Origin of the sequence: Paenibacillus sp. UMB7766-LJ446, assembly GCF_030226665.1 — a bacterium.
Lineage (GTDB): Bacteria > Bacillota > Bacilli > Paenibacillales > Paenibacillaceae > Paenibacillus > Paenibacillus vandeheii.
Window position 1 is genome coordinate 45,139 of sequence record NZ_JASOYM010000013.1, and the last position, 25,163, is coordinate 70,301.

General features: G+C 46.5%; 23 protein-coding genes. 16 read left to right on the forward strand and 7 right to left on the reverse strand.

Annotation, left to right across the window (positions count from 1 at the left end; all coding sequences use genetic code 11):
- Positions 1–168: 168 nt before the first annotated feature.
- On the reverse strand, positions 169–1,383 hold the full coding sequence (locus QP794_RS25980) for a sugar efflux transporter (RefSeq protein WP_285079660.1): 1,215 nt from the start codon (positions 1,381–1,383) through the stop codon (positions 169–171).
- 199 nt (positions 1,384–1,582) lie between these two features.
- Positions 1,583–2,959: an MFS transporter gene (locus QP794_RS25985; protein WP_285079661.1), complete on the reverse strand. Its 1,377-nt coding sequence runs from the start codon at positions 2,957–2,959 to the stop codon at positions 1,583–1,585.
- A gap of 210 nt (positions 2,960–3,169) precedes the next feature.
- Between QP794_RS25985 and QP794_RS25990 the strand changes: the two genes are divergently transcribed.
- The 6 genes from QP794_RS25990 to QP794_RS26015 all read left to right on the forward strand — a co-directional run bounded on the left by QP794_RS25990 (position 3,170) and on the right by QP794_RS26015 (position 7,302).
- Positions 3,170–3,493, forward strand: a complete 324-nt coding sequence (locus tag QP794_RS25990) for an ArsR/SmtB family transcription factor (RefSeq protein ID WP_285079662.1) — start codon at positions 3,170–3,172, stop codon at positions 3,491–3,493.
- Between the two features lie 141 nt (positions 3,494–3,634).
- On the forward strand, positions 3,635–3,823 hold the full coding sequence (locus tag QP794_RS25995) for a hypothetical protein (RefSeq protein ID WP_072735590.1): 189 nt from the start codon (positions 3,635–3,637) through the stop codon (positions 3,821–3,823).
- An 84-nt stretch (positions 3,824–3,907) separates the two neighbouring features.
- Entirely contained in the window at positions 3,908–4,828 is a 921-nt protein-coding gene (locus tag QP794_RS26000; protein WP_285079664.1) for a helix-turn-helix transcriptional regulator, read from the forward strand.
- A 25-nt stretch (positions 4,829–4,853) separates the two neighbouring features.
- Positions 4,854–5,852 (forward strand): hypothetical protein, encoded by a 999-nt coding sequence (locus QP794_RS26005; RefSeq protein WP_285079665.1) that lies wholly within the window; start codon positions 4,854–4,856, stop codon positions 5,850–5,852.
- Between the two features lie 18 nt (positions 5,853–5,870).
- Positions 5,871–6,887: a hypothetical protein gene (locus QP794_RS26010; protein ID WP_285079666.1), complete on the forward strand. Its 1,017-nt coding sequence runs from the start codon at positions 5,871–5,873 to the stop codon at positions 6,885–6,887.
- 232 nt (positions 6,888–7,119) lie between these two features.
- Positions 7,120–7,302, forward strand: coding sequence for an aspartyl-phosphate phosphatase Spo0E family protein (locus tag QP794_RS26015; RefSeq protein WP_024631476.1), 183 nt, complete (start codon positions 7,120–7,122; stop codon positions 7,300–7,302).
- A gap of 62 nt (positions 7,303–7,364) precedes the next feature.
- Here QP794_RS26015 and QP794_RS26020 read toward each other — a convergent pair whose 3' ends face one another.
- Both QP794_RS26020 and QP794_RS26025 read right to left on the reverse strand, forming a co-directional pair.
- A complete protein-coding gene (locus tag QP794_RS26020) occupies positions 7,365–8,243 on the reverse strand; it encodes a carbohydrate ABC transporter permease (protein ID WP_024631475.1) in 879 nt (292 codons plus the stop codon).
- Positions 8,244–8,255: 12 nt separating this feature from the next.
- Entirely contained in the window at positions 8,256–9,215 is a 960-nt protein-coding gene (locus QP794_RS26025) for an ABC transporter permease (RefSeq protein WP_483311957.1), read from the reverse strand.
- Positions 9,216–9,546: 331 nt separating this feature from the next.
- On the opposite strand from QP794_RS26025, the gene QP794_RS26030 reads away from it, so the two are divergent.
- From QP794_RS26030 to QP794_RS26070, 9 genes are all read left to right on the forward strand, one after another.
- Positions 9,547–11,307 (forward strand): sensor histidine kinase, encoded by a 1,761-nt coding sequence (locus tag QP794_RS26030; protein WP_285079668.1) that lies wholly within the window; start codon positions 9,547–9,549, stop codon positions 11,305–11,307.
- The gene (locus QP794_RS26035; RefSeq protein WP_285079669.1) at positions 11,282–12,874 is read left to right on the forward strand and encodes a response regulator transcription factor; all 1,593 of its coding nucleotides are present in this window, start codon (positions 11,282–11,284) and stop codon (positions 12,872–12,874) included. The genes QP794_RS26030 and QP794_RS26035 overlap by 26 nt, the downstream gene beginning before the upstream one ends.
- Positions 12,875–12,973: 99 nt before the next feature.
- Positions 12,974–14,626, forward strand: coding sequence for an extracellular solute-binding protein (locus QP794_RS26040; RefSeq protein ID WP_285079670.1), 1,653 nt, complete (start codon positions 12,974–12,976; stop codon positions 14,624–14,626).
- 368 nt (positions 14,627–14,994) lie between these two features.
- The gene (locus QP794_RS26045; protein ID WP_285079671.1) at positions 14,995–16,683 is read left to right on the forward strand and encodes a DUF6138 family protein; all 1,689 of its coding nucleotides are present in this window, start codon (positions 14,995–14,997) and stop codon (positions 16,681–16,683) included.
- A gap of 59 nt (positions 16,684–16,742) precedes the next feature.
- Entirely contained in the window at positions 16,743–17,789 is a 1,047-nt protein-coding gene (locus QP794_RS26050) for a hypothetical protein (RefSeq protein WP_285079672.1), read from the forward strand.
- 198 nt (positions 17,790–17,987) lie between these two features.
- Positions 17,988–18,794, forward strand: coding sequence for a hypothetical protein (locus QP794_RS26055; protein ID WP_285079673.1), 807 nt, complete (start codon positions 17,988–17,990; stop codon positions 18,792–18,794).
- Positions 18,795–18,835: 41 nt separating this feature from the next.
- The gene (locus QP794_RS26060) at positions 18,836–19,798 is read left to right on the forward strand and encodes a hypothetical protein (protein ID WP_285079674.1); all 963 of its coding nucleotides are present in this window, start codon (positions 18,836–18,838) and stop codon (positions 19,796–19,798) included.
- Positions 19,799–20,533, forward strand: a complete 735-nt coding sequence (locus QP794_RS26065; protein WP_483311954.1) for a hypothetical protein — start codon at positions 19,799–19,801, stop codon at positions 20,531–20,533.
- A gap of 18 nt (positions 20,534–20,551) precedes the next feature.
- Positions 20,552–20,821, forward strand: a complete 270-nt coding sequence (locus QP794_RS26070) for a DUF4176 domain-containing protein (RefSeq protein WP_285079675.1) — start codon at positions 20,552–20,554, stop codon at positions 20,819–20,821.
- A 95-nt stretch (positions 20,822–20,916) separates the two neighbouring features.
- Here the strand turns inward: QP794_RS26070 and QP794_RS26075 are convergent, their stop codons facing one another.
- From QP794_RS26075 to QP794_RS26085, 3 genes are all read right to left on the reverse strand, one after another.
- A complete protein-coding gene (locus QP794_RS26075; RefSeq protein WP_053780166.1) occupies positions 20,917–21,192 on the reverse strand; it encodes a WXG100 family type VII secretion target in 276 nt (91 codons plus the stop codon).
- 226 nt (positions 21,193–21,418) lie between these two features.
- On the reverse strand, positions 21,419–22,525 hold the full coding sequence (locus QP794_RS26080) for a stalk domain-containing protein (protein ID WP_285079676.1): 1,107 nt from the start codon (positions 22,523–22,525) through the stop codon (positions 21,419–21,421).
- A 413-nt stretch (positions 22,526–22,938) separates the two neighbouring features.
- A complete protein-coding gene (locus QP794_RS26085; RefSeq protein ID WP_024631462.1) occupies positions 22,939–23,145 on the reverse strand; it encodes a hypothetical protein in 207 nt (68 codons plus the stop codon).
- Positions 23,146–23,480: 335 nt separating this feature from the next.
- Between QP794_RS26085 and QP794_RS26090 the strand changes: the two genes are divergently transcribed.
- Positions 23,481–25,109: a copper amine oxidase N-terminal domain-containing protein gene (locus tag QP794_RS26090; RefSeq protein WP_285079777.1), complete on the forward strand. Its 1,629-nt coding sequence runs from the start codon at positions 23,481–23,483 to the stop codon at positions 25,107–25,109.
- Positions 25,110–25,163 lie beyond the last annotated feature (54 nt).

Here is a 25,163-nt window from a genome sequence, read left to right on the forward strand (position 1 = left end):
CAGTCAATTCTAGAGCTTCGCCCCAGAAGGGCAAATTTAAAATCCTTCCTCCCGCTTAACGGGAATGGAAGGATTTTTTGCTTTACTGGAATGCTATTGCTGTGTCCATGGTGGGGCTTTGTTGTGTTCGTGTTTTTTACTTTTACTAAGAATTCGATCCGGATCTGTTTAGAGTGAGAGCGTCTGACGTTTCTCTTTTGAAAATTGTTGTGTGACTACAAGCATACCTAACGAAAGCAGAACAAGCAGCAGACATACCCAATATGAATTTCGATACCCCCACGCCCCGGCTGTCCATCCCCCTACCAGACTGCCAAACAATCTTCCCAACGTAGAAGCGTTGGAATAGAGCGTGGACGCATAGCCAGGCATGGACGGTAGCAGATCCTGCATGTAACTGATACCGATAGCAGAGATGACAGCGACAAAGAATGCGAGCAATAGCTGTCCTGCCAGCAAGTGCCACAGTTCACTGGAGAACAAAACAATGACATAGTAAGCGGCACCCACCAGAGAGCCCCATAACATGAGTAAGCGGTTTGGATACTTTGAGGCGAGCAGGCCCAAGCCTAGCATAATGGGAATTTCAAGCCCCGCGCATAGGCTGGCGATCCAGCCAACTTCCCGGGTACCCCCGCCCAGATGGTGAATAATGAACAGTGATGCATTCAGGTTATTCATCCAATGTGCCATATACAAGAGTGTAGTAATGAGAAAAGGCATATAGATTCTTGCATCCTGATGCAATTTTATGTGCATGCCACCCGTAGATGGACGGAGTGAAGAAGGCTCGGGGGCCTTTTTTAAGAGAAAGAAAAATAATAGTGCATTGATCAAAAAAATAAGACATGTTGAACCGAATATGCCGGTGTATCCAATGTAAGCAATCAATAAAGTTCCGAGTAAAGGTCCCGTAATAAACCCCAGTGAAAACGCGGAGCGCAGGGTGGAATTGGCTACAGCATGATCGACGTCCGTTGCGGCATTAACCGCTTCTCTTGCAGCTGCGAACAATTGTGGCATGGCGGGAGAGCCGACTGCAGTCATCACCGTCATGTAGATAAACAATAGAGTGAAGTCGTGAATCCACAGGTACCCGGCAAAAGCCAGAGCATTGCAAACCGTAGCAGTCACCAAAATTACTTTGCGAGCCCCGGGTTGATCCGATCGTCTGGCGATCCAGGAACTGAATAGCACACCCGCCATAAGAGTTACTGCAGTGAATAGTCCAAATGTAGCGATGGATACTTCGAGACGGGTTGTAAAGTAGACCGCCAGAAAGGGAGCGCTGATTGAAATAGCCATGCCTTGCAACAACATACACATGAGAAACAGCCGGTATGTAGGGATACGAAATAGTGAATTAAACTTTTGAAGCTTCATATGTGAGTAGACATCCCCTTGGTTTTATCGTTCTCTAAATACATATACTATCTGGTTATCATATAAGAAAAACAGAGAGAAAGTAATACGGAGGGATAATTTTTCCTAATAAAATACCAAAAAAGCCAGAGATCAGACCCCATCGGTCCAATCCCTGGCTTTCTTATATGAAGAGTCTACTGCGAGCCTTTTAAACTGCTTAGTGTGAAGCGACAGTTTCTTTCCGTGACTGCATTCTCAGATACACCTGGGAGAAAATAATGGATGCCAGAGCAACCACGGTCATGCCCCAGAAAATGTTGGTGTAAGCTGATGATAACGGCATTTGCTGCATTGCAGTCAATGCCACACCAGTTACCGCAACGCTAAATGCACCGCTGAAGAACTGGCTAAGCTGGAACAGTCCCATACCAGCACCGACCTGATCCATCGTCAGATTGCCTGACAATTCATTGGATACGCTGGTTGTCAATGCAGAGAAGCCTACGCTAAGCAGAATATACACGGCCATAATGGCATAGATGCTGTCGTCTGCAAATAGAGCAAACAGTCCTGCAGCAGCGAGCAGCAACCAAGGTGCGAACTTGAGCAGTTGTGTATTGCCATGCTGGTCAATCATGCGACCGATCCGATTGGATAAAAGCATGGACACAATTGCACCAGGGAAGATGACGAGTCCGGATTGAGCGGGAGTGAGGGCATACAGATGTGCCAGAATCTGTGGCAGCAGGAACAGCGTTGAGAAGTTGTTAATGTACGATACAATCCCCAGTGAGCTGAGCATCATATATTTTTTGTTTTTGAACAGGGCCGGTTGAACAAAGGGATCAGTCGCACGGCGAATACGCAACCAGAACAGAACGAGTGCAGCCGCACCAACGACAAGGGTTACCCATTCACGTGAAGTGAGGAATAGCAGGACACCGGTTGTTCCGATCGCCAGTAGCAGCGCGCCGAGCAAGTCGAATGAACCCTTTTTCGGCATTTCACTTGGAAGCAGTCTGAAAAATACAGGAATGAGAAACAAGGTTAGTCCGGTAACGATAAACAGATCATGCCATCCGAGAAACTGTGTAATACTGCCGCCGATCACAGGTCCGAGTCCAAGACCCAGTGAGCTTGCAGACATGACAACAGCCATGGATTTCCCCCGGCGGTCACTTGGAATGTAACGAGTAATAAGCACGATGGCGAGCCCCGGTACAGAAGCTGCGCCCGCAGCCTGAATCAGACGCGCAATGAGCAGGAAGATAAAATGGTTACTGAAGAAGCCAAGGACGGATGCCGCACCAAGCAAGGTAAGACCGGTCGTAAACAGGGTGCGAATTGGTACAAAATCCGATAGACGTGAGAACGTAATTGAGGAAATAGCAAAAACGATGGAATAACCGGTGACAATCCAAGAAGAAGAGACAGATGAAAGCATAAACTCGGCTGCAATTTTGGGCAATGCCAGATTGAACATCATCGTGTTCATAACGACAAGTACAACCGTGAAGCCCAGCAGACCTACGATTAAGCCTTCCTGTATTCCTGCTGTCCGTTCCCCAGATGATGCAGCTGCGGTGTTGTTCATAAAAACCTCCCAGTTTAATTTGTATTTCGCAACATTTCAGAAACGGAGTGTAACATTTGCAAAATGGGGTATGTGTGAATCCCATGCCTTACAGCAGGGGATACATAAACGAAATAGGTTTATAAGTTCGATTGGTATCGAACATTAGAAATATATCATGGAATTGTGCTAAAATACAATGGATAGTCTGAAAAAAAGGAGACTACAACGATGAAGATTTTACACCATCCCCAAGTGGAGGATATTGAACTTTCCTCTGTATTGTACGCTTTAAGTGATCCCATCCGTCTAGGGATTGTAACGGAAGCAGCCAGAAGTGGTGAGCAGCCATGCAGTCATTTTCGTGCACCTGTTGTGAAATCCACGATGTCACACCATATTCGAACCCTGCGGGAAGCCGGAGTCATTCGGGTGAGAGTGCAAGGTACACAGCATTTCCTGACGCTAAGATCCGAGGATCTGGAAGTGCGTTTTCCTGGTCTGTTGCAGCCTTTGTTACAAGCGGCAACTCAGTCCGAAATACATGATTCCTGAAAAATGTCCTTTCTTCAAGCCGAAGAGGGGACATTTTTTTATGCTTGGCATGTTCCATACTGCTGCGACATTCTATGTCGTACCATGCCCTCTATAATAACGGTGAACACATAAACCCTATCGAAAAGAGGTTCACAAACGTTGGCAAAAACAAAAAGAGGACGCGTCCTGTGGAATCTACCATCCCGAGGAAGAGGAACATGCCCGGTGTGCAGCAGTACACGGATTAAATTGTTGTATTCGCAAACCAAAACGGATGGTACGAGTCTGAAAGTATGCAAGAAATGCTCCAAAGCTGTGCAGTCCAGAGTGGACAAGGTAACCGTATAACATAACAGGCCTGTTCTTCGGAACAGGCCATGTCTTTTGGTATAATACAATTATTAAATACGGAATGAACCAGGGGGCGGGGAAATGAGCAACATGCATCGTATTCACTGGTTTGACGGGCAGATTCGAAGCGGACGTTTTCCAAACAGCAGCTGGCTTGCACGGGAATTTGAAATATCCAGGCGGCAGGCCCAGCGCGATATTGAATATATGGCAATTTCCCTTCGTGCCCCCCTGGTGTATATAGCAAAATATCGGGGGTATTGTTACGAGGATCAGACCTACCGGCTGCCCCATTTATATATGACGGAAGAAGAGCAGCGGGTGCTTAAGTATCTGGCACATCGTTATCGGCATTACAATTATGACCAGTCGGATGCGGTGAAGCGTGTAGCACATTTGCTGGAGCGTTTTACGCTCGAGGAACAGCAGATGGGAAATAGTCAGCTTCCTGTGTTTCAGGCAGATCCGCAGCAGCTTCAGTTCTTTGAGATTTTGTCCCATGCGATTGCCGAATCGCGCAAAGTACATATTCATTACAGAGATCATGCCGGAGAACGGCAATTTACCTGGTGTCCATTGAAGATGCTGTCCCAGTTCAACGCCGATTACGTGATTGGTTATGAAAGAGACCCGTTACAGCAAACGGCCATCCGGCTGGAGGGCATGATTCATGTGCAGATGACGAACGAGACGTTTCAGTGTCAAACAGACGGGTTGCTGGGTGTATGGGAAGAGATTTTGCCTGTTCGTAAACCGTTTGTCGCTGAGATAAGGTTGAAAGAAGTGCAGCAAACAGAGCTGTGGCAAGGATATCGGATTCGGGCGAAGCAAGATGAGATTCACTTTATTGAATTTTATGACACAGATGCTTTCCTACAGCATTTGTTCATTAGTGAGTGGGAGGAACTGTTGTCTCCAACGTGGCTTAGACGAAAGCTTCAGCAAAGTGCTGAAGGAATAATCGACAGGCTTTCAATACAGCGCAAGATTGACGTGAATTAGAACAACCATGGAGAGGAGACTTTTTTTGACTGAAGTTGTGTTAGCAAACCTGATGATGAAGCGAGAGTCCAAATCGTATGTGGATAGCTTACACGCTGTATTGACCCATGCGGGTCTGTTTCAGGGTTCTAAATATGTGCTCGCTGGATATACGGGGATGGCATTCAAACTTTCGGTACACCGCAGACTGCTGCATATGTCGGTTACAGCCTACGGTCAATGGGGCGAATCCCATCGCCAAGGAATCGATAACCTGGGAATATTCACGATCTGGGATGGAGGACGGACACGTCACCCCACATTCGGGTATTACCAGCAGGATGCGGTGGATTGGGTGAAGCGCAGCCTGGATGGGGGCTTAGGAGTAATCTACTGGATTCCGGAATTTGGTGTCATTCATGGTTATGATGACAGTGATCGCATCTTTTATGTGCAAGACGGCTGGAGTAAGGAACCCCAGATTTTACTGTATGACAATTTCGGATTAAACTTCACCGGGTTCTGGTATTGTCAGGTTTTTGGTGAAAAGGTGCATATCCCTGAACAACAGATGCTGCTGGAATCATTGAGATTGGCGATTGAGGATTGGGATATCCCTTATCGACTGCTGCCTGATCGAAATGTTGCTTCGGGCAGACTGGCGTATGAGGTGTGGGTGCAAGCCCTTCGGAGTGGAGATTACGATCCATCGGGTGCTGCGTATATTTTGCAATCCTATTGCCAGTCGCGAACTGAAATTCAGATGTACTTGCAGAATGCGCGCGGAATATGGACTGAACTGGACCAGGCCTATGCATGTTATGAACAGCTTGGAGCATTGATTATACAGATGAAGGGATACATGATTCAGGAGCATAACAGATGGATCATGCAGGCAGACGCCACAGAGAAGCTGGCACAGGCTTTATTGGAAGTGAAGACATTGGAAGAGCAGGCTGTTGATTATTTTCGCTTGATCTCTCTAAAGTATCCTGACCGTAAACGATCCACTGTGCCGCGGTGGGGAGCGCACTCGGCGAGGTAGGAAAGGAAGGCTTAGACGATGGAAAGCAAAATATTGCTGGATTTAATTCATGTTCCACGGAGCAGAAATTCTGCATGTGAACACATATCATGGAACGGAGCGGGCTCCTATATAGATGCGATGTACCGGATTCTGATGCATAAACAGTGGACGGATTTACCGCGTCACATGATTGCGGGGATGACCGCAAGTGTGTTTCGATTAGTAGTAGATCGGGGTCTAACGACAGAATCGATTTCGGCATACAACTGGATGGCGGAGAATTTTGTAGCTGCGGATTTCATTGGCGTCACGACCGGACAACACGGGGGCTTTTCGTTCGAGCTGACCTTTCCGCTCTATCAGAAGCAGGCCCTGCTGGATATCAAAGCTTCCATTGATCGGGGTGTAGGGGCCATTCTGTGGCATGATCAGTTTGTCATTTGCACGGGATATGATGATGGGGAGCAGGTACTGTTTATATGTGAAAGTGAAGGAAATGAGGTTGTTCGTCTGCCCTATGATTCTTTTGGTCGAAACAGTACACCATACTGGTACTATCAGGTGCTTGAATCTCATACAACCGTAGACATATGGGAAGTGTGCAAGGAATCATTAATCCAGGCTGTGTACAAATGGGAAACCCATGACTATATGCTGCCACCCCAGGATTACGCCTGTGGACCTGCTGCATATGCAGCTATTGCTGCTGCACTGCAATCCGGAATATATGAAACCGATCAAGCTGCCATGGTTTTACGCTATTATGCTAATACAAGAAAGGATATGGCCGCCTATGTTGCAGAGCTTGGGCATTTATCCAATCAGATGAATCATGTGGTGCAGGAGTATGCGTTACTCGCAGACGTATATGCACAGATGATGGAGAAGGTTGAGGATTCACCAGCATGGGATGCGAAGGAGCCGGGGCTTGTGCTGAGGGTAATCAACCTGATCAAGCAGGCGGGGAAAGCGGAACAGCGTGCCATCGATGCCATTAAACAGGCCTTCCCCGAGACAATTGGCAATCGTTTTGAGGATATCGGATTAAGATGAATGGAACCGTTTTACCGTAAAATAGAAATACCGGATAAGGCTATAAGCCTATCCGGTATTTTTTCGTGTTTTTGCACCATCGAAGTCCATTGCTCATCTTATTTCAACCTTTACAAGAAAAAATAACCATAAATTCGATTTTGGGGTAATGTGCAGCTACCTTCGTTCCGAATATTATAATAGATGGTCTTTTTTGGATGGAGGATATTGAAGGACAACAGGGGGCGGGAGTATGGTGCATAATCCGGAAACCATTCAGGAATGTATCGAAAAGGCAAGACAGAGGCTCTACCAGATTGCAAATTCTCATAAAGAACTGTGGCATCCGGAAGTCATTCGTCAATCGATGGTTCTGGATGAACTCATTAATGAATATAACAACGCCATTCGCGGGAAATCATCCCGAAGTAAATAAATGCGTTATGAACCTCGGGATGAATTATGCGAATTTATGCGAATGCATTCAGTATACGAACCCTATTCTTTTACAGCCCCAAGCACAATACCTTTTACAAAGAATCGCTGCAAGAACGGATACACGAGCAGGATTGGCAGTGCCCCGATAAAGATCTGGGCTGCGTTAACGGTACGCTGCGACATGTTCTGAAGCTGTGTTGCATCGACATTCATGTTGGAGAAATCCTGCTGTACGATAATGGTTTGCATTAACGTAGCGAGCGGGTATTTGGCTGCGTCATTCATATAGATCAGTCCGTCGAACCAGGAATTCCACTGCCCCACCATCGTGAACAGGGAGATCGTCGCAATGGCCGGCATCGATACGGGCAGATAAATACGGAACAGTGTAGTGATATGGTTGGCACCATCGATGAACGCTGCTTCTTCGAGCTCTTTGGGCACGTTACGGAAGAAGTTCATCATGAGAATCAGGTTCCAGACCGCCACAGCCCCAGGCAAAATCAGAGCCCACAGGGTGTTGATCAGTCCCAGCTTTTGAATCAGGATATAGGACGGGATCAGTCCGCCGCTGAACAGCATCGTGAAGATGAAAAACCACGCATACAGCGAACGTCCCTTGAAATTCAAACTCTCTTTGGATAGAGGATATGCCGTCAGGGTGACCAGCACCATACTGAGCAGCGTACCGAACACGGTACGTTGCACCGAGATCCAGAGTGCGCTGAGAAAGTTGCTGTTACCAAACGTTTTGGTATAGGCATCGACGGTAAAATCAATCGGCCAGAGCGTTACCAGATTGGCGGAAGCTGCCGCTTTACCGCTGAAGGAAACCGCCAGAATGTGGACAAGCGGCAGCACACACAGCAGCGAGACGGCCGCGATGAAGAACAGGTTGAAGCCGTTAAATATACGGTATCCGGTCGTTTTGTGATACACCTTAATTCCTCCTTAGAAAATGCGGTAATTGGCTATTTTGTAAGCCATCCGGTAGGCAGTAATTACGAGGAACATGGCGACAAAGGATTTGAACAAACCAACCGCAGTCGCAAAGCTCATTTTGCCATTCAAAATACCCATCCGGTAAACAAACGTGTCAATAATATCGCCTTTATCATATACAAGTGGATTGTACAGGTTGAAAATCTGGTCAAATCCGGCATTAAGAATATTCCCCAGTGATAGTGTTCCCACGACAATAATCATCGGCACGAGTGCAGGCAGCGTAATGTGCAGAGTCTGCTTAAGCCGTGTTGCCCCGTCAACTTCGGAAGCTTCATACAGCGCAGGGTTAATGCCCGCGAGGGCTGCAAGAAAGACAATGGTACCAAATCCAAATTCCTTCCATACATCACTGATAACCACGGTTACACGGAACCAGTCGCCATCGCCAAGAAAGAAGATCGGTTCAATGCCAACAGCCGCGAGCACCTGGTTAATCAGACCGCCTTCGGGAGAGAGCATGTCTAGCAGGATGCCGCCCAGTACAACCCACGACAGGAAGTGGGGCAGGTATACCAGCGTCTGCGAGAACCTTTTGAACGTGGAGTTTCGTACTTCATTCAGCAAAATGGCAAACACAACCGGGGCCACGAGTCCGGCCACAATTTTCATGGCAGCGATCAGCATCGTGTTCCAGATGACCTGAACACTGTCCGGATATTCGAACATGAATCGGAAGTTATCCCATCCTACCCATTTGGAACCGGTGAATCCCAGCCATGGTTTGAAATCCTGAAAAGCAATAATAATGCCGCCCATAGGCACATAGGCGAACAGCAATGTGAGCAGTACCGAAGGCAGCAGCATCAGATGCAGCGGCCAATTGCGTTTGAAATTCCAGCGGGTACGTTTGCGTGGATTGTGTGTTGCCTGCCGCACCGGCGTATTGGTCGTTAGTGGTTGTTCCATAGCCATCAGGTCCCTCCTTTATATCGTCCAGCCTCTGCATCATAAGGCCAGTCAGCCTCTGCAAAAAGTGGAGCAACTGAATTATAGCAATGGAAACGGTTGGGCTATAGAACAACATTTCAAGGCGGATGTTGATTTATTAACTTGTTGATATAACAACACATAAAGGGGGAAGCAGAGCACTATTCAATAAAAATGAACATCAAATAGAGAAGCTGACCGAGAGGCCGAAAAGGGCTTCATGCGAAATTCAGTATAGATATGTAAGGGGTTTCAATATAAAATAGGACTTCGATGTGTATCTTTACTTTTACCGGGACAGGGTGAAGCAATGAAATTTACAGTTTTCTCAAAAACAGTTATGCTGCTGGTCTGCTTGCTGGTACCCATCTTGTTGCTCTATACCTACGCCAATCAGGCGAACGTGGACATGATCGTCGAGGAGAAGCAGCAATCCAGCTTGAACCAGTTCAACTATTTTAGCTCTCAGGTGGATAAAAATATTGAGCAGCTTTCGCTCTACGGGCTGACGTTACTGCGCGATCCAAGTATTTTGCACTATCGTTACATGACGGAATCGACCAGCCAATATGAGAAAAATAGCATCTATCTCGATATTCTCGATAAATTGTCGCTGTACCAGTCCACCAGCCGCTGGAAGAACGATATTACCATTGTTCTGCCTCAGGCAGAATTGGTTTTATCCACCAAGACAAGTCGAACCGTATACAATGAGAACATGTTGAAGTTTCCCCAACCTGGACAGTGGCAATTGGATCAAGGGAGCTTCACCTACTTCTTCACGGATAATTATGAGTGGAGTGCAAAACCGGTGACTACGGGTGTTCGAACCGTGATGGAGATTAATTTTGATCCAATGAACATTGTAGCCATGCTGGACGACTTCAAGGAGGCCCAAGGGGGAGATCCCTTTCTATTTGTACCGGGCAATGAGCCGTTATTGAATCGAAGTGCGGACCCCGAGCTGATCCAGGCCATCATGGAGGACATGCCGATAAACGCGCTGGGCAGTGAAGGCAACCATCAGCTGGAGGTGGGGGGCAAGCAGTACTTGGTCAGTTATGTGCTCTCCAAACAGCTGAACGGAATCTATGTTAACCCGGTTGTGCTGGATGATTTGCTTACGCCAATGGACAAGAGTCGAAATATGTTTATTACTTCCATTTTGCTGCTGCTCGTGCTCAGTATTGGTGCTGCACTGTTGTTATACCGGAAGGTACAGGTGCCGATCCAACGTCTCATGAGAGGGCTGCAACAGATTCGCAAAGGACAGCTGTCCACACGAATTCCGGTCGATCACTCCCGTGATGAATTCGCGTATCTGACGCAGAGCTTCAATCACATGGCCGAGCAGATTCAAGAGCTGATCGAAAAGGTATACGAGGAACGCATCCGTTCACGGGAAGCAACGTTAAAGCATCTGCAATCACAGATTAATCCTCATTTCCTGTACAATTGCCTGTTTTATATTAAAAATATGACGCAGCTTGGCAACCGTGAAGCGGTTATTGCCATGTCGCTCAGTCTGGGAGATTACTATCGCTACATCACACGTGATGAGAACGATATGACGACCGTGGAAGAGGAGATTCGGTTGCTGGACAATTATTTGTCCATCCAACAGTTGCGTACCAATCGTTTGTCGTATGAGATCGCTGTACCGCAAGAGCTGATGCAGCAGCACATTCCAAGGTTGCTGATCCAGCCTATCGTGGAGAATGCAGTCATTCACGGCATTGAACCGATGGAGGGTAGCGGTCACATCGTGGTTACAGGCATGGCAGCACAAGAGAAAATGGATGGAAGGCAATACACACGATACAGTCTGTTTGTTGATAACGATGGTGTTACTCTGACGCCGGAAGAGATTGCTGGTCTTGAACGAGAAATCAATGAACCGATGGGTGAAGAGATTGGCACGGGCACCTGGAATGTACACCAGCGGCTCGTTACACGATATGGTCATTCTTCGGGGCTTCACTTTGCATCGATCCCTTATGGGGGTCTCAGTGTAGAAATACGATGGTTTGAGGAGGAGTATCCTAATGATGAATCTAATGGTCGTGGATGATGAACATTCAGCGGTGGAATCGATTGCATCCTCCATACCGTGGAGGGAACATGGGATTGGACAGGTGTATAAGGCGTATTCAGTTAAAGAGGCTTTGCAGCAAATGACGGCACATCAAATCCATATTATCATCACCGATATTCGTATGCCGGGCTTGTCCGGTCTGGATCTGGTGAGTCATATTCGGCAAAAGTGGGAGCGGACCAAATGTATCATTTTATCTGGACACGCATCCTTTGATTATGCGAAGCAGGCACTCCGTCATGGAACAGTGAGTTATCTGCTGAAGCCAGTGCGGGATGAGGAACTGATTGAAGCCGTGCAGCAGGCCTCCGTCCAGATTCGGCTGGAGGGAGAGAAACAATTGATGCATCAGCGCGCTATGTATTCGGTGAGAGAGCATTTACCGGAGAAGCGGGCTGGGTTAATGAAGGATGTGCTGTTGGGGCACAAATTTGCAGAGAGTGAACTTGTGGAAAAGCTGGAGCAATTGGAGATTAATTTCCGCCCTCAGGACAAAATGCAGCTGCTGCTCATTCGTTATGATGATCCGCAGCCAACGCACAAGGCATTCCGATTAATGAAATACGCTATATCCAATGTGGTGGAGGAGATCTTTGGCAGCAGCTATCATCTCTGTCATACGGACGATGCCTATGATGATCTCGTCTTCATGGCTAGCCCCAAACAGGCACAGTCTGAACCGGAAATCTTAATGGGACGGCTTGGAGAACGATTACTTCACAGTGTGAAGCAGTATTTAAACGCGACGATTTCACTGTCCGTTAGCCGAATCGGTCGTTTTCCAGAGCAGGTTCCGCAGCTGTACCATCAGGCAGTTAGTGCCTTGCGCAAGCAGGCGGAAGCGGGCAAAGGACTGCATCTCAATGCGGTTGCCGGCTCCCATGGGGCAACATTGAAATCACTTGCCGCACTGTATGAGCCACCTGGACTGACTGCATTGCTGGAAGCAGGACGGATGGAGGATGCAAACCGCAAGATTGATTCGATTTTCGCCGAGTTATCGGATAGTGTGTTCCCCGAGCATGTGTATGTTGCTTTTCACTATCTCGCAGCGGCTTTCTCATACATGGCTCATCGGGAGGGCAGACAGTTGTCCGATGTCCTTGGTGAGCAGTATCAGCAGCTGTTGAAGGATGGTTACGGTGTGTCGCTTCGCAGTCTGGAAGCATGGACCCGGAGTGTGATGGAACAATGGGCTCAAAGTGCAACCGATACGGGCCAGGAAAGTGGATCAAGCATGATTAGACAGGTCCAACAATGGATTGACCATCATCTGGGCGAAGATCTTTCCTTGCAGGTCATTGCAGGGGAGGTACATCTGCACCCGGTATATTTATCTAAAATGTATAAACAATCAACGGGTGAAGGCATCAGTGACTACATTATCCGTTCCCGGATGGAACGTGCTGTTCACTTGCTGAAGCATACGGCAATGAAGATCTATGAAGTCGGTCAGGAAGTGGGTTACAACAATACCCCTTATTTTATTCAAGTATTCCGCAAACATTATGGCTTGACCCCGCAGGATTTTCGGAACGGTTAACAAATCAATATGAACATTGAAATTGTGATATATGTTTGCATCCCCGGCTGCACTATCCTTTTCATGTAAGGGTATTCAAAGTGATTGAGGAGGGGTTTCATGTATAGAAAAATGATGACTGCATTGCTTGCACTGACGATGGTTGCCGTAACGGCATGCAGTTCGGGGGCAAAGGAAGAACCGTCCAAGGAAGCGGCTGCGCCACTTGCGCTGCAAGACGGCAAGTATGAACCTGCGGTTCAGATGAGCTATTTGCGAGCCTGGAATGATGATACAAAGTTCAAGAACGGAGAGACTGCACAGAACAACGTGCACACGAAATGGGCCAAAGAACGTCTGGGCATCGACCTGACTACACCTTGGGCTGTGTCGGTGACCAACGATGCTTTCTACACGAAGCTTCGCCTCTCCCTGTCGGCTAACGAAGAGCTGCCGGATATCGTCTCCATCCGTGGTGACTACAATCTGGTACGTGAGTTGATTGAGTCAGGTAAATTCGCCGATGCAGGTGAATTGTTCGACAAGTATGCATCCGACACATGGAAAGGGGCTGCCGAATCCGCACCGGAAGAATGGTACCCGTACATGTACGAAGGTAAACGGTATGGTATTCCGATCTTCGACTATGCTTATAACGGCGACCCGGTTATGTTTATCCGTGAAGACTGGCTGAAGAAGCTGGGGCTGGAAGAACCAAAAACGATCGATGAGCTCGTTACGGTAATGGATGCATTTACGAATAAAGACCCGGATGGTAACGGGAAGAAAGATACGTACGGTCTGACAGTCGGCATGAAGATTGCCCTTAATACGTGGATGAGTGAATCCGGCTGGATCTTCGGAATGTACAATACGATGCCGGGGCAGTGGAATGTGAATTCAGAAGGAACACTGGAATACGGCTCAATTCAACCAGGTGTGAAAGAAGGACTTGCAACGATGAAAGACTGGTTGTCCAAAGGCTATCTGCCGAAGGAAGCCGGCGTATATGACGAGATCAAGGCAGCCGAACTGTTTACAGCAGGCAAAGCCGGAATCATTGTGGGACCACACTGGATGCCGAACTGGCCGATCGATGATGTGAAGAAAAACGTGGACGGCGCTACCTACAAAGCAATTGCCCTGCCAACTGGACCAACTGGCGAGAGCCATCACCACGGTTCAGGTGCAAGCAACGGGGTTGTGTTGATCAATAAAGATATGGTCAACCCGGAAATTTTCTTCACATATCAAAATTATTTGTTCGATAACTTCGCTAATCCAGAAGTGGGTGGGGAGTTTGAGCATGGCTTTGCTCAAGGATATGACTTTGATATTGTAGATGGCAAAGTGCTTGGTGAAGCTGATTTGAAAGACGGCGTATCTCCGCTGAAGTACACACTCACTTATGATGGTGCACGGATTCCAAACCTGATGATGGATACCCTGGCTGAGCTTGCTTCGGGTAAGGAGCCTGAAACACCATTTGAGAAAAATACGAAAATTGCCAACAAACCTGAAGTGTTCGCTGCGGCTCAAGTCGTTGTTGCCCATAAGGATGATGCAATCAAGAACAAATTCACTGGTGCACCTACGGATACGATGAAAATGAAGAAAGACGCACTCGACAAGCTGGAGAAAGATACATTCAGCAAAATCATTTATGGTCAGGTTGGCATCGATGAATTCGACGCGTTTGTGACGAAATGGAAATCCATGGGCGGCGATGAAATCACAACTGAAGTCAATGAATGGTTCAAAACAGTCAATTAATACCGTGTATAATTCACCAGATGAATCATACTAAAGTTATAAAAAAGAATCGTAATATTTCGTGAATACACCGGATATAGGCGGGAAATCGCCTAATCCGGTGTTTTTGTCTTGATATGCGGGATGCACAGACATGGGCAGGAGAGAGGATCATTCTTTTTTTTCAGCGAACAACCGTGCGTAAGACTTATTGTTCCGGGTGAGCTTGAGAGAGTAAAATAATAGGTGGAACTACGAACGTAGATACGTATTTTATATAGATGGTATGCGAAGTTATCAGAGATTAGTTAGAGCTTTTGGGCAGAAGACGTTAGTGGACATCAGCAGACATTAGCAGACATTAGATATATGGGAAGGCGGTCGAGAGGATGAGTACACTCTATGATCAGGCAATGGAAGAGATGATTACGGTAATTCATGAATGGTTTGAGGAACAATTGAAGCGGAATGACCTGGAAAAGGCTGTGAAGCGAACAACGCTGCAAATGGGGATCTTTAATGATATTTTGCTGGATTACAGACCTGGAAGGACCACGATAGACAGTGTGGATCTTGGATTGGATGAAGGATTCAAATCGAAGAATCCAGGTCCTTTTACGGAGGAACAGGTGCGGAATGAAATCCAGCCCAAGCTTGTAGAAGTCGTTCAAGAGAAATTGGACAAGTTGGTGGATACAGCGTTGATCGACTATCGGTTTACCTTTCGCGGGAAATTTCCCACGACAGAAGGAAAGCTTCAAGTGACCATGCTCGAATATATCAACGAAGGGAAAAGGCAGCAGCTGCTTGAGCGCATTCATACATACGTAGACCAAAAGCTGCTAAAGGGTTCATATCCAACAAAGCCGTTGGAATCCTTTTTTCTGACGCGTCATCTGCTTGATCCAAAATTGTTTCCTGAACTGAACGTAGCGTGGACTATAGCGCAATATGATCGAATACAGGAGTTAAACAAAGGGCGTCAGGAAGCTCTGGCGGAGCATCGTGGTGATATTATCCGTGCGATAACGTCATGGGCGGAGAATTATTTTTTGCCACAATACTTTGATGTACAGCCTTCAGCGTACAGCGCCAATGTATATACACTCAAGCCAAGTGCTTCTTTGGAGGAAGACGAGCCTCATAGTGAGCATGAGAAGCAGGCGGCACAGCCTATTGATCTGCTGCTATATGCAGCCGTACTGATTCTTCGTTATGAGCCTAGTTACAGTAAACCGAAAGGCCTTACTTTCTTGGAGCTTGCCAAACAATTGGGCAGCAGCCGTGCGATTCGCATGATGACGGAAGGTAGCGGAACCTATGCCAAGGAAGATATTCATGTGAAAAATGAGCTGGTGGAGTTCACTGCGAACGACGTGTTCTCGATGATTACCATCCACATTCGCAAGGAAGAAGCAGGTGCCTACGAACAGGCCATTGCTTTTATCATCCGTCTGTTGAAGCAGGGCTTCCCAAAAAGCTATAAGATCAAGCTCAAATCCAGCGTGAAGCAATACCTGCCGATTAAAGGACTCGCGAAGTCGGATACGCATCGCTTTTTTGCTAACGCATTGGCATATCCAGAGCTATATCCATTCCTTGAAGAATATGCACGTGAAGCCATTGAAGAATTCGAATTTTACCAGGATACCGAAGGTGAGAAGAGCTGTATGCCAGGCAGCTACGCAACATTCGGACTTGGGCTGACAGATGAGCGGTATTTCCCTTTGGTTGAATATTACATGGGCCAAGTAGATGATGAGCATCAGCTGGTACAGGATAAGTTCACGGTTGCCTTTACTGAGACACAAGGTGTTACGGTTAGTTCTATACCTGCGTTAGTTGCTTGCTTGCGCCGTTCTACGGATTATCTGAAGCTCAAGATCCAGCCGGAACTGGAAAATGAAGAGAAGCTTGAGCCTTTGGTGAAACAGTTGCAAAAGCTGGAGTCTTATGAAGTGGAGCGAGCGTTATATCCGATCTGGGGCAAGGTGGAGAAGCTTGCAACGCTCGCCCGCAAGGCCGATGGAAGACGGAAAGAATTGCTGTTAGAGCTGTTAAAGGCGGCTGGGAAATAAGGGTATGCCTATGAGGTTTTTAAGGCAGATGAGGGCAAAAGTGAAAGGTGGGAGAGTGCGTGGAAGTATTAAATCGGGAGGCGTGGAAAGGATTATCTGCTCAGGAAAAAGAGGAACTATTGCGTGGGATGGTCAATCATTTTCCCGTAGGTATGCAGTATAAAGGATTGGAGACATTTGAACGATACGGTCAGGGAATCGAGACAGGTGTATTTTCATATGATGAGCAGAAATTTGTGTTTGTGCCTGGTGACCGGGTAATACTCGGGTGGAATCGATGGCAGGATGGGATGAACGACGAGACTTCTGCGGATTTGCTGGAGACGGTCAGTGAGTATGGTGTGGAGGATGTACATTCTTTTTTATGTAGCCAGATGTCTCCTGTGAGAGAAGTTCATATTGCGCCCATGCTAGTGCAGTGCAGCAACCATTCCCTTGGCTGGATTGAAGTAACGGAAGCTGAAGCGGTAGCGCAGGAGAATGCCTGTTTTGCAGAAGAGTTGGAGAAATTTAAGCTGTCCGATCTGAACCAATATGAACTGCATCAAGAATTCCGTCTGGTACGTCAAGGTGAGGCAGTGCAGATTTTTTCGTTCAATGAAGATTTAACACTGGATTACCTCATCAAGGAAGAAGAAAAATCGGGTTTTGGTTTGCTTACTGAAGATGAGTGGGAGTATCTGTATGGAGGTGGCTGCCGCACATTATTTCCATGGGGAGACAGCTTTGACTACACGATGAAATTAAAGCATTTTGGGAGCCTTGAAGCGGTTGAGGGAATCATGGATGAATCGGCAGAGCCGGGCCCTTCCCTATTAGAAGAGGATGATCGACCATATGATCTGGAGCTGCCTAACTTTTTTGGTATCCAGTTTGCAGGAGATCCCTATACGTATGAACTTACGCTTGATGCATCTGGAACCATGATACCCAAAGGTGGCGACGGTGGCGCAATGATCTGTGGTGGCATGGGACCGTTGGTCGGTTTTCTGCCCGCTGCAGCCGTATACTATCGTGATGGTAATGCTGGTGAGTTGGACTGGGAGGAAATGATTGATTATATGAACTATCGGAGAGTGGTCAGTTTAGGCGATTGGGCAAGGTGAATTTTATAGTGGACAAATTAGTAGGGGGACGGTGTCATTTGCTGTGCCTCTATGCATTTTTGGGTAAATATAATCATGTTAATCACCCCAATATCAGGAGCGAGGGCGCATTGAGTGCAGTTGTATAACCTTTTACAATAAAATGATAGACCTTTTCCATAACATATTTAACCTATACTAAGGAAAAGAGGAATGGACTTGTCTTCATATACATCGTTTGAATGTTCTGGCAGAGAGGCCTTATTTCTGTTTCAACTGATGAATATTCCCGAAGCGGACCAGCTTATCAGGGATCTGAATGATCCCCCATTGGAGGGTAAGCAGGCGGAGTGCATGTATAAACAAGTTGTTAACCGTCTGGTTAAAGATAGTGTTATTGAAGTAGAAGGTGGACAAGTCACTATAGATCCGCAAGTACATAACCTGCTGATGGGGTGTAAGCTCAGTAGTGCAGTTACCCGACTTGATCTGCATATAGCGGATGGTGAATCGTCCGTGATTTATGGTTTTTTGTCAGGCATGCAAATTGTTGAATGGGTTTGGACACCCACACGGGATCAGGCGTTACTGTCTTCTTTCGAAGCATTGCAGGATCTGTTCCAACTCATGGGGAACCGGATCGAGTTGCCCGATACGGCAGAGGAAATGATGCGCACACCCATTCAGGCAGAAACGTTGCAGCAACTATCCGCGTTACCGATTGGATCAGACTTCGAGACCATGCAATCGATTCTACAGCAGGACCATCATCTCAATGAATCGTTGATCAACGAGCTATCCCATGCTTTTTCGACGATCCGGAGAAGGGGGCAATTTGACGTGTACACTCGTGGCACGGAGGGTAAGTCGCAAACCATTTATTTTCTGGGCAGTACCGATGGCAATTGGTTATTCCTAGAAGGTAAAGATACAGATCTGACCGCATTCAAGGTGACCGAAGAAGAGTTGGTGCAGAGTCTGTTTTTGCTAACGACACGTTCATTATCTATGTTGCCTGCGGTTTAAACAGGTGGAAGCATCTTCTTAAGTCGAAGGAGGAAGTCCAGTTGACCAAAATTATCATGAAAGCGGAGTACCTGAACTCCCTCGCACAGCAGATTGAACAGGTTACCGCACAACTGCAGCAGGTAGATGGCGCTCTGCAACGTTCCATTCAGGGTGCTGCCTGGCAGTCTGGGAATCGTCAAACCATCATTGGGTTATACCAGACACACCAGCAGCGGTTTCAGAACGCTGGAGAGAATATGCAGCAACTGGCGGCATTTGTGAAAACCACCCGCGAGAGAATGGAACAAGAGGATCAGTCAGGTGGTACATTTGGGCTGACCGGAATTAATCCATTCGCTCCATTCGATGGACCGGGAAGCACGGTAGGAACACTGACAGGAGCTGCGGCTGTTGCCCGGTTGGGATATCGCGTAAAAAACGGATTTATGGTCAAGCCGCAGCTGGACCGGAATACGCCACGTATTTTGGTTCGTGAAAGCTACGATTCGGTCAAAGATAACAAGATTGTGAATGGAAGACCCAGAGACTACAAAATTCACTATGTCCGTGACATTGAAGCCAAACTTACCAATGGAACCGCTACCCCGCAGATCAAGGAAATAGCCTCTATGGTCAAGCCGGGTTATGCGGTCAAGTCTGCATTAACGGACAAGTTGGGATGGGCAAGTGTTGGCATTGATGTCTTCGCAGATACCCAGGAGAACATTAGCCATAATGCGACTAGTGACAAAATTGCTGGAGATATCATCGGTAATGTTGTTGTCGGCGGCGCAACAACCGTTGGCGCAACACTCCTGACAGCGGCTATTCTGCCTGCTGCAGCACCTGTGTTGGCAGTAGGCGCAGTTGGTTTGGGCGTGTCCGTAGGCCTGACTTATCTTGCGGAAGGGGTAACGATGAATATGGATCTGGACGGCGATGGGAAGGATGATTCTGTGAAGGATGTCGTTAAGCATGGTGCGAAGAAAGCCTGGTCTACAGTAGCGGGGTGGTTTAAATAAATGGCAAGCAAAAAACGTAAAAATTCAACGACCGGTACCACGGTTTCTGCAATGGTTGAAGGAACGTCCTATCACCGGGAGACGTTCGAAAACTATCTGGCTGTATATGCGGTAGAGGGCATTCGGTTCAGTGCGGGTACGCTGGTACTTTTCTTTCTTAACATATTTCTTTTGATTCCCGTGTTCAGTGTTCCGTTCCAACCCGTATACGCTTATATTCTCCTGCCGCTGCTGGTGGTGATGAATGTGTGGGCCGTCGCCTTGATCGTAACACCACGAAGGTTGCAGCTGAATTATGTCCTGTTTCGGGGTGTGTTTGGGATCGTCTGTTCTTTGGGCTTTATGATTATTGTGCAAAAGTTCGCATACGGCATGTTGGGCTTCACAACGCCGTGGTACGCCATTGGATCGTTTGTCTTATATGGATTTGCCTTATATCAGTATGCGAAGTTTCATTTGCGTAAACTGCGACAGTCCCCTCACCGAAAAAAAGGGGAAATGGGCTCCAGAATGCCAGTCGCTATGTTAACGATGTTAACGGGAGCTGGATATCTTCTGGCCAACATTTCACTGGCTTTTATTACGCAGCAGACCGTAGCTGTTGTGCTCATGTGTGTGTATATTATGCTGGCTTTTGTCGTATTTCACTTTATTATGGATGTACACCGATACTACTGGCTTCGCCGGGTGTTGAACAAGTCTGATGAAGTTCATGCCAATAAAAACATAAAATGATAAAGGAGGGCGATCACTATGGAAAAAGAAACATCCACTTTACTGCCCAATGGCTCCGTCGTCCTTTTAAAAGAAGGCACCAAAAAGCTAATCATCTATGGACGCAAGCAAATGTTGATGACGGAAACACCACGTCAGTTCGATTATATTGGCTGTTTGTATCCGGAAGGGTATATCAATGCGGATTATACGTATGTATTTAATCATGAAGATATCGAAGAGATCATTTTCAGGGGTTATGCAGATGAGGAAGAAGAGGCGTTTGCTGTAAGTTTGAATGAATCATAGAAATCTCAAAAAGCCATGGCCTTGAAAGAATGATAAATCATCATCTTCGGGTACATGGTTTTTTTGATGCAATGTGATGTGACATGTGTTTTGCTTTATCGGGACTGATCTACTTCACGAAAACGGGTCGCTGTCTGCTGAAGACTATTGCTTGTCTCCTGCAATCCACGCAAATAATGGCTTATAGACGTTATGCTACCATTTATTCGTTGTAAAAACTCACGCTGGCGCTCACCTTCCCACTGACCTTCAGACTGGTCAATTATCGTTTTGAGCTGCGCAAGGATATCATGTCCGTTCTGCGAGGCCTTGTTGAATTCACCCGCAAGTTGCTGCAGTTCCTCCGGGGATAGATCGATCCGCTGGTCCATTATGATCTACTCCTTATCTTTTCTTCTGTTAAATGCAGTATACTTCATTATAACGTTATTCAATATGAAATGAATCTGGACAAAAGCCTTGTTTTTAGAATCATAGCGATCATTTGGAATAGGATAAAGCACACATCAAATCTGTCCCTCATCAGGAAGAACAGAATGATGTGTGTTTGTTATGGTGTATGATTTTCAGTGTGATTCCTTAATTTTAAATTCGAAATTATTTCACTTTTTGCACAGATACCGCCATTTGCTCCAGCTGTGTGTGAGTTAATGCGTTTTTTGGCGAGCTGAGGGTCACATATCGATCATCCAGTTTGAATGTCAGCATATCGGTTTGATCCAGTGTGTACCATTTGGCGGTAACGCCGTTGGGCAGTTTTACATTTTTGCCCTCATAGCTGAAGGAGTAGTCTTTGGGTGATACTGTCACGTTCATGTGATTAAAAACAAAGTTTACGCCGTCCCCGCCAGCACCTACACTTTTAAACGTATCCCCGGCAATCATGTGTTGTGGTGCATAGGCAGTCTCAAATCCTTGGAATTTTGCAAATGCTTTGCGGATGGCAGCCGACTGTTCTTGTGTATATTTCACATCAGCGAATCCGGTAACGCCCTGATCATTGCCTTGTACCTTTTGCACAGATACAGCCACTTGCTGCAGCTGAGCCTGAGTCAGCTTATGATCCGGTGAGCTAATCGTAACGTAACGATCATCCAGTTTGAAGGTGAGCATACCCGTTTGATCCGGTGTGTACCATTTGGCTGTGACGCCATTAGACAGTTTTACGTCTTTACCATTGTAACCGTCCGAATAATCTCTTGGAGACACACCCACTTTCATATGACTGAACGTAAAGCTTACGCCGTCTTCTCCAGCTCCTACACTCTTGAACGTATCACCTGCAATCATTTGCTGCGGAGCGTAAGCGGCCTCGAAACCATCGAACTGTGCAAATGCCTTTTGAATGGCTTCTTTTTGCGCTGCGCTATAGGTTACATTGCTCAAAGTGGAAGGATTGCTTGTAGCTTCTCCGATAATGACCTGTCCTTTTTTGCCGTCATACGATACAGGTACATGCAGTGCATCAGCAATGGCACGTACAGGCAGATAAGTGGAATTGTTGTAAGTGATTGGAGCCAGTTTGTTGCCATTGCCATCCGTTGGTGAGTACGCCGCACCGTCTACATTGAAGCTGATACCATGGTTCAGATATGCTGAGATTTTCTCCAATTGAGTGCCAGCGAATACACCCGTTGCTCCTGTTAAAGTCATGCCCAATACCATCATCGTTGCTGCGGATTTCTTCAAGTTTTTCTTCATCATATATCTCTCCTTTAAATTGTGTTATTTATAATGGCTTGCTGTCCTTATGGCTTTATATTACCCGTTGAACATATCCAGAATAATTCTGAATTATCTCCAACTTGTAAACATGTGTAAGGATCTTGCCATTTGGAATTTGTTATATACAGAGGAGAGCATTCACATTATAGATGATGGAGAAGCAAAGAGAGAGAAGCAGGAGAGATTGTAGCTGACTTTGAGCAGGATATACTCAGGGAGGTAATTCTTTCAGCAGGAAAAGTCTTTACGAACAAATGCATTTGTGGGTGGTACGTGGACTCTTGACCGTTATAAGAGAGAGGGGAATGGTTCGCCAAACCATCCCATATGTACAACGAAACCTTCAATTACTCAAAAAGTTCAAACATGTACTTTGCCGAGAGTAAGGTTATTCAGTTGAATAAATACAGGACGAAACCGCCTATGCCGAGAACGATGGCACCAACGTATACATAGGTAAGTTTGCTCAAATTTTGCTTGGTCCTGCGATCATACTCGGGGTTGCTGGTCTGATTCGCTTTCGAATTCCCGATGATCATTGTAGCAATACCACCGAACAGGGCAATACCAATAATTAAAATATAGGGTAGCAATGTCATGCGATGACCTCCTTCATTGAAATCAATCGTTCTGTTCATTGTACTTCAGGTTCACCTTGGATGTAAGCTTTTATTGATAAATATAGGAAAATAAAGTTCTTCACTTACAGTATGTATGTAGTGCTGAATGGAGCGGATCACTATAATTTTAAAATTTTAAATTTGAGATAAACCTTGTTGTGGCGCGCATTCGCGGCTTTCCGGGACGGAGGCTGCGATTTTTTTTGCCCAGAGAGGTGATCCAGATGGAAGAACTCTACGTTACACCCTATGAAGACGACGACGAGGAAACAAAGGATAAACAAAACTAACCGAGGAGTGAACACGTAATGAAAATGAAAATGAAGAAATTTATCGCACCCATGCTGAGCTTGACGTTATTGATGCCAGGAATCGCCGGGGCTGCTTCAGCACCACAGACACCGATGGCTACGATGAAAGCAAGTGTTAATACACCTGCTGCTGACCTGAGAGCGAGCTTGGATCACCTGTTATCCGAACACTTTGCACTCGCTGTAACCGCCATGGCAAAAGCGTATGACGGAGCAAAAGATGCGGACGCGGCTTACAAAGCACTCGACCAAAATGCATTGGATATGCAGCCGGCTATCGCTTCCCTTTACGGTGATGCAGGAGCCAAAGAATTCGAACGCATCTTCCGCGCTCATAACAAATATACAGACGATCTTGTGAAAGCAACTAAAATGGGCAACCAGGCTGGGATCAAACAGGCTCAGGATAACATCAATGGTTTTGTAGAAGAATTCTCTACATTCCTAAGCACCGCAACCGAAGGTAAATTGCCAAAAGCAGCAGCCAAAAATGCTTTGAAAGTACATGAAGATCTCGTGCAAAAAGTATTTGATGAATATGTCGCTGGTGACTACGCAGATGCATACAAAGCGTATCGTGAAGGCTTCAAAGAAATGTTCGACGTGAGTAAGGCACTTTCCACAGCAATCACAACACAAATGCCTGAGAAATTCGAGAATAGTAAAGCTGATACACCAGCAGCTGATCTCAGATCCGCATTGAATCACTTGGCTTCCGAGCACTTTGCTCTGTCGGCTCTGCAAATGCAAGAGCAATATGATGGTCGCACAGCAGCATCGAATGCACTGGTTACAGCTGAAGCTGGAAACACAGCGGATTTCAAAACAGCTATCGCTTCCATTTACGGTAACGACGGTGCAAATGCGTTCGAGAAAATTTGGGTAACCAACCATGTGAATGCACAAAGCGACTATGTAACAGCCGTTAAAAACAATGATGCAGTAGCTCGTGCAGCTGTCGAGCAACGTATTGACGGATTCACAACGGAGTTCGCGACATTCCTGGATTCCGCAACAGCAGGCAACCTGCCGAAAGCCGCCGGACAACAAGCACTGACTACACATGAGAAGCAAGTACAGCAAGTATTGGATCAATACGCTGCGGCTAACTACGAAGGTTCGTACACCACCAACCGTGAAGGACTCAAAGTTATGTTTGGTGTAGGTCAAGCTCTTGGTAATGCAATCGTGACGCAATTCAACGACAAATTCCAAGAGCAGCCCACGACACCGACAATGCCCGAAACAGATACAACTACTGTATGGATGCAACTGAACAGCAAAATGCTGAAAATCAATGACAAAACAACCAATATGGACACAACACCAATGCTCTGGAAAAACACTACCTACATTCCACTGCGTTTCCTGAGTGAAGGAATTGGTGCAACTGTGAAATGGGATAAAAAAGCACAACAAGTAACCGTAATGGCTGGTAATGATACGCTGAAATTCTGGGTGAACAACAACGTTATGGAAGTGAACGGCATGAAGAAAAATGTAGGTGCAACGGTCTTTGTAAACAAAGATGGACGTACGCAAGTGCCACTGCGTTTCATTGCTGAGCTTCTTGGCTGGGATGTAAAATGGGCTCAAAAAGATGGTTCCATCACACTGACTAAATCCATCTAATCGCTATTTATAAAAGAAGAACGAAAAGGCTGCCCCATACGGCAGCTTTTTTTC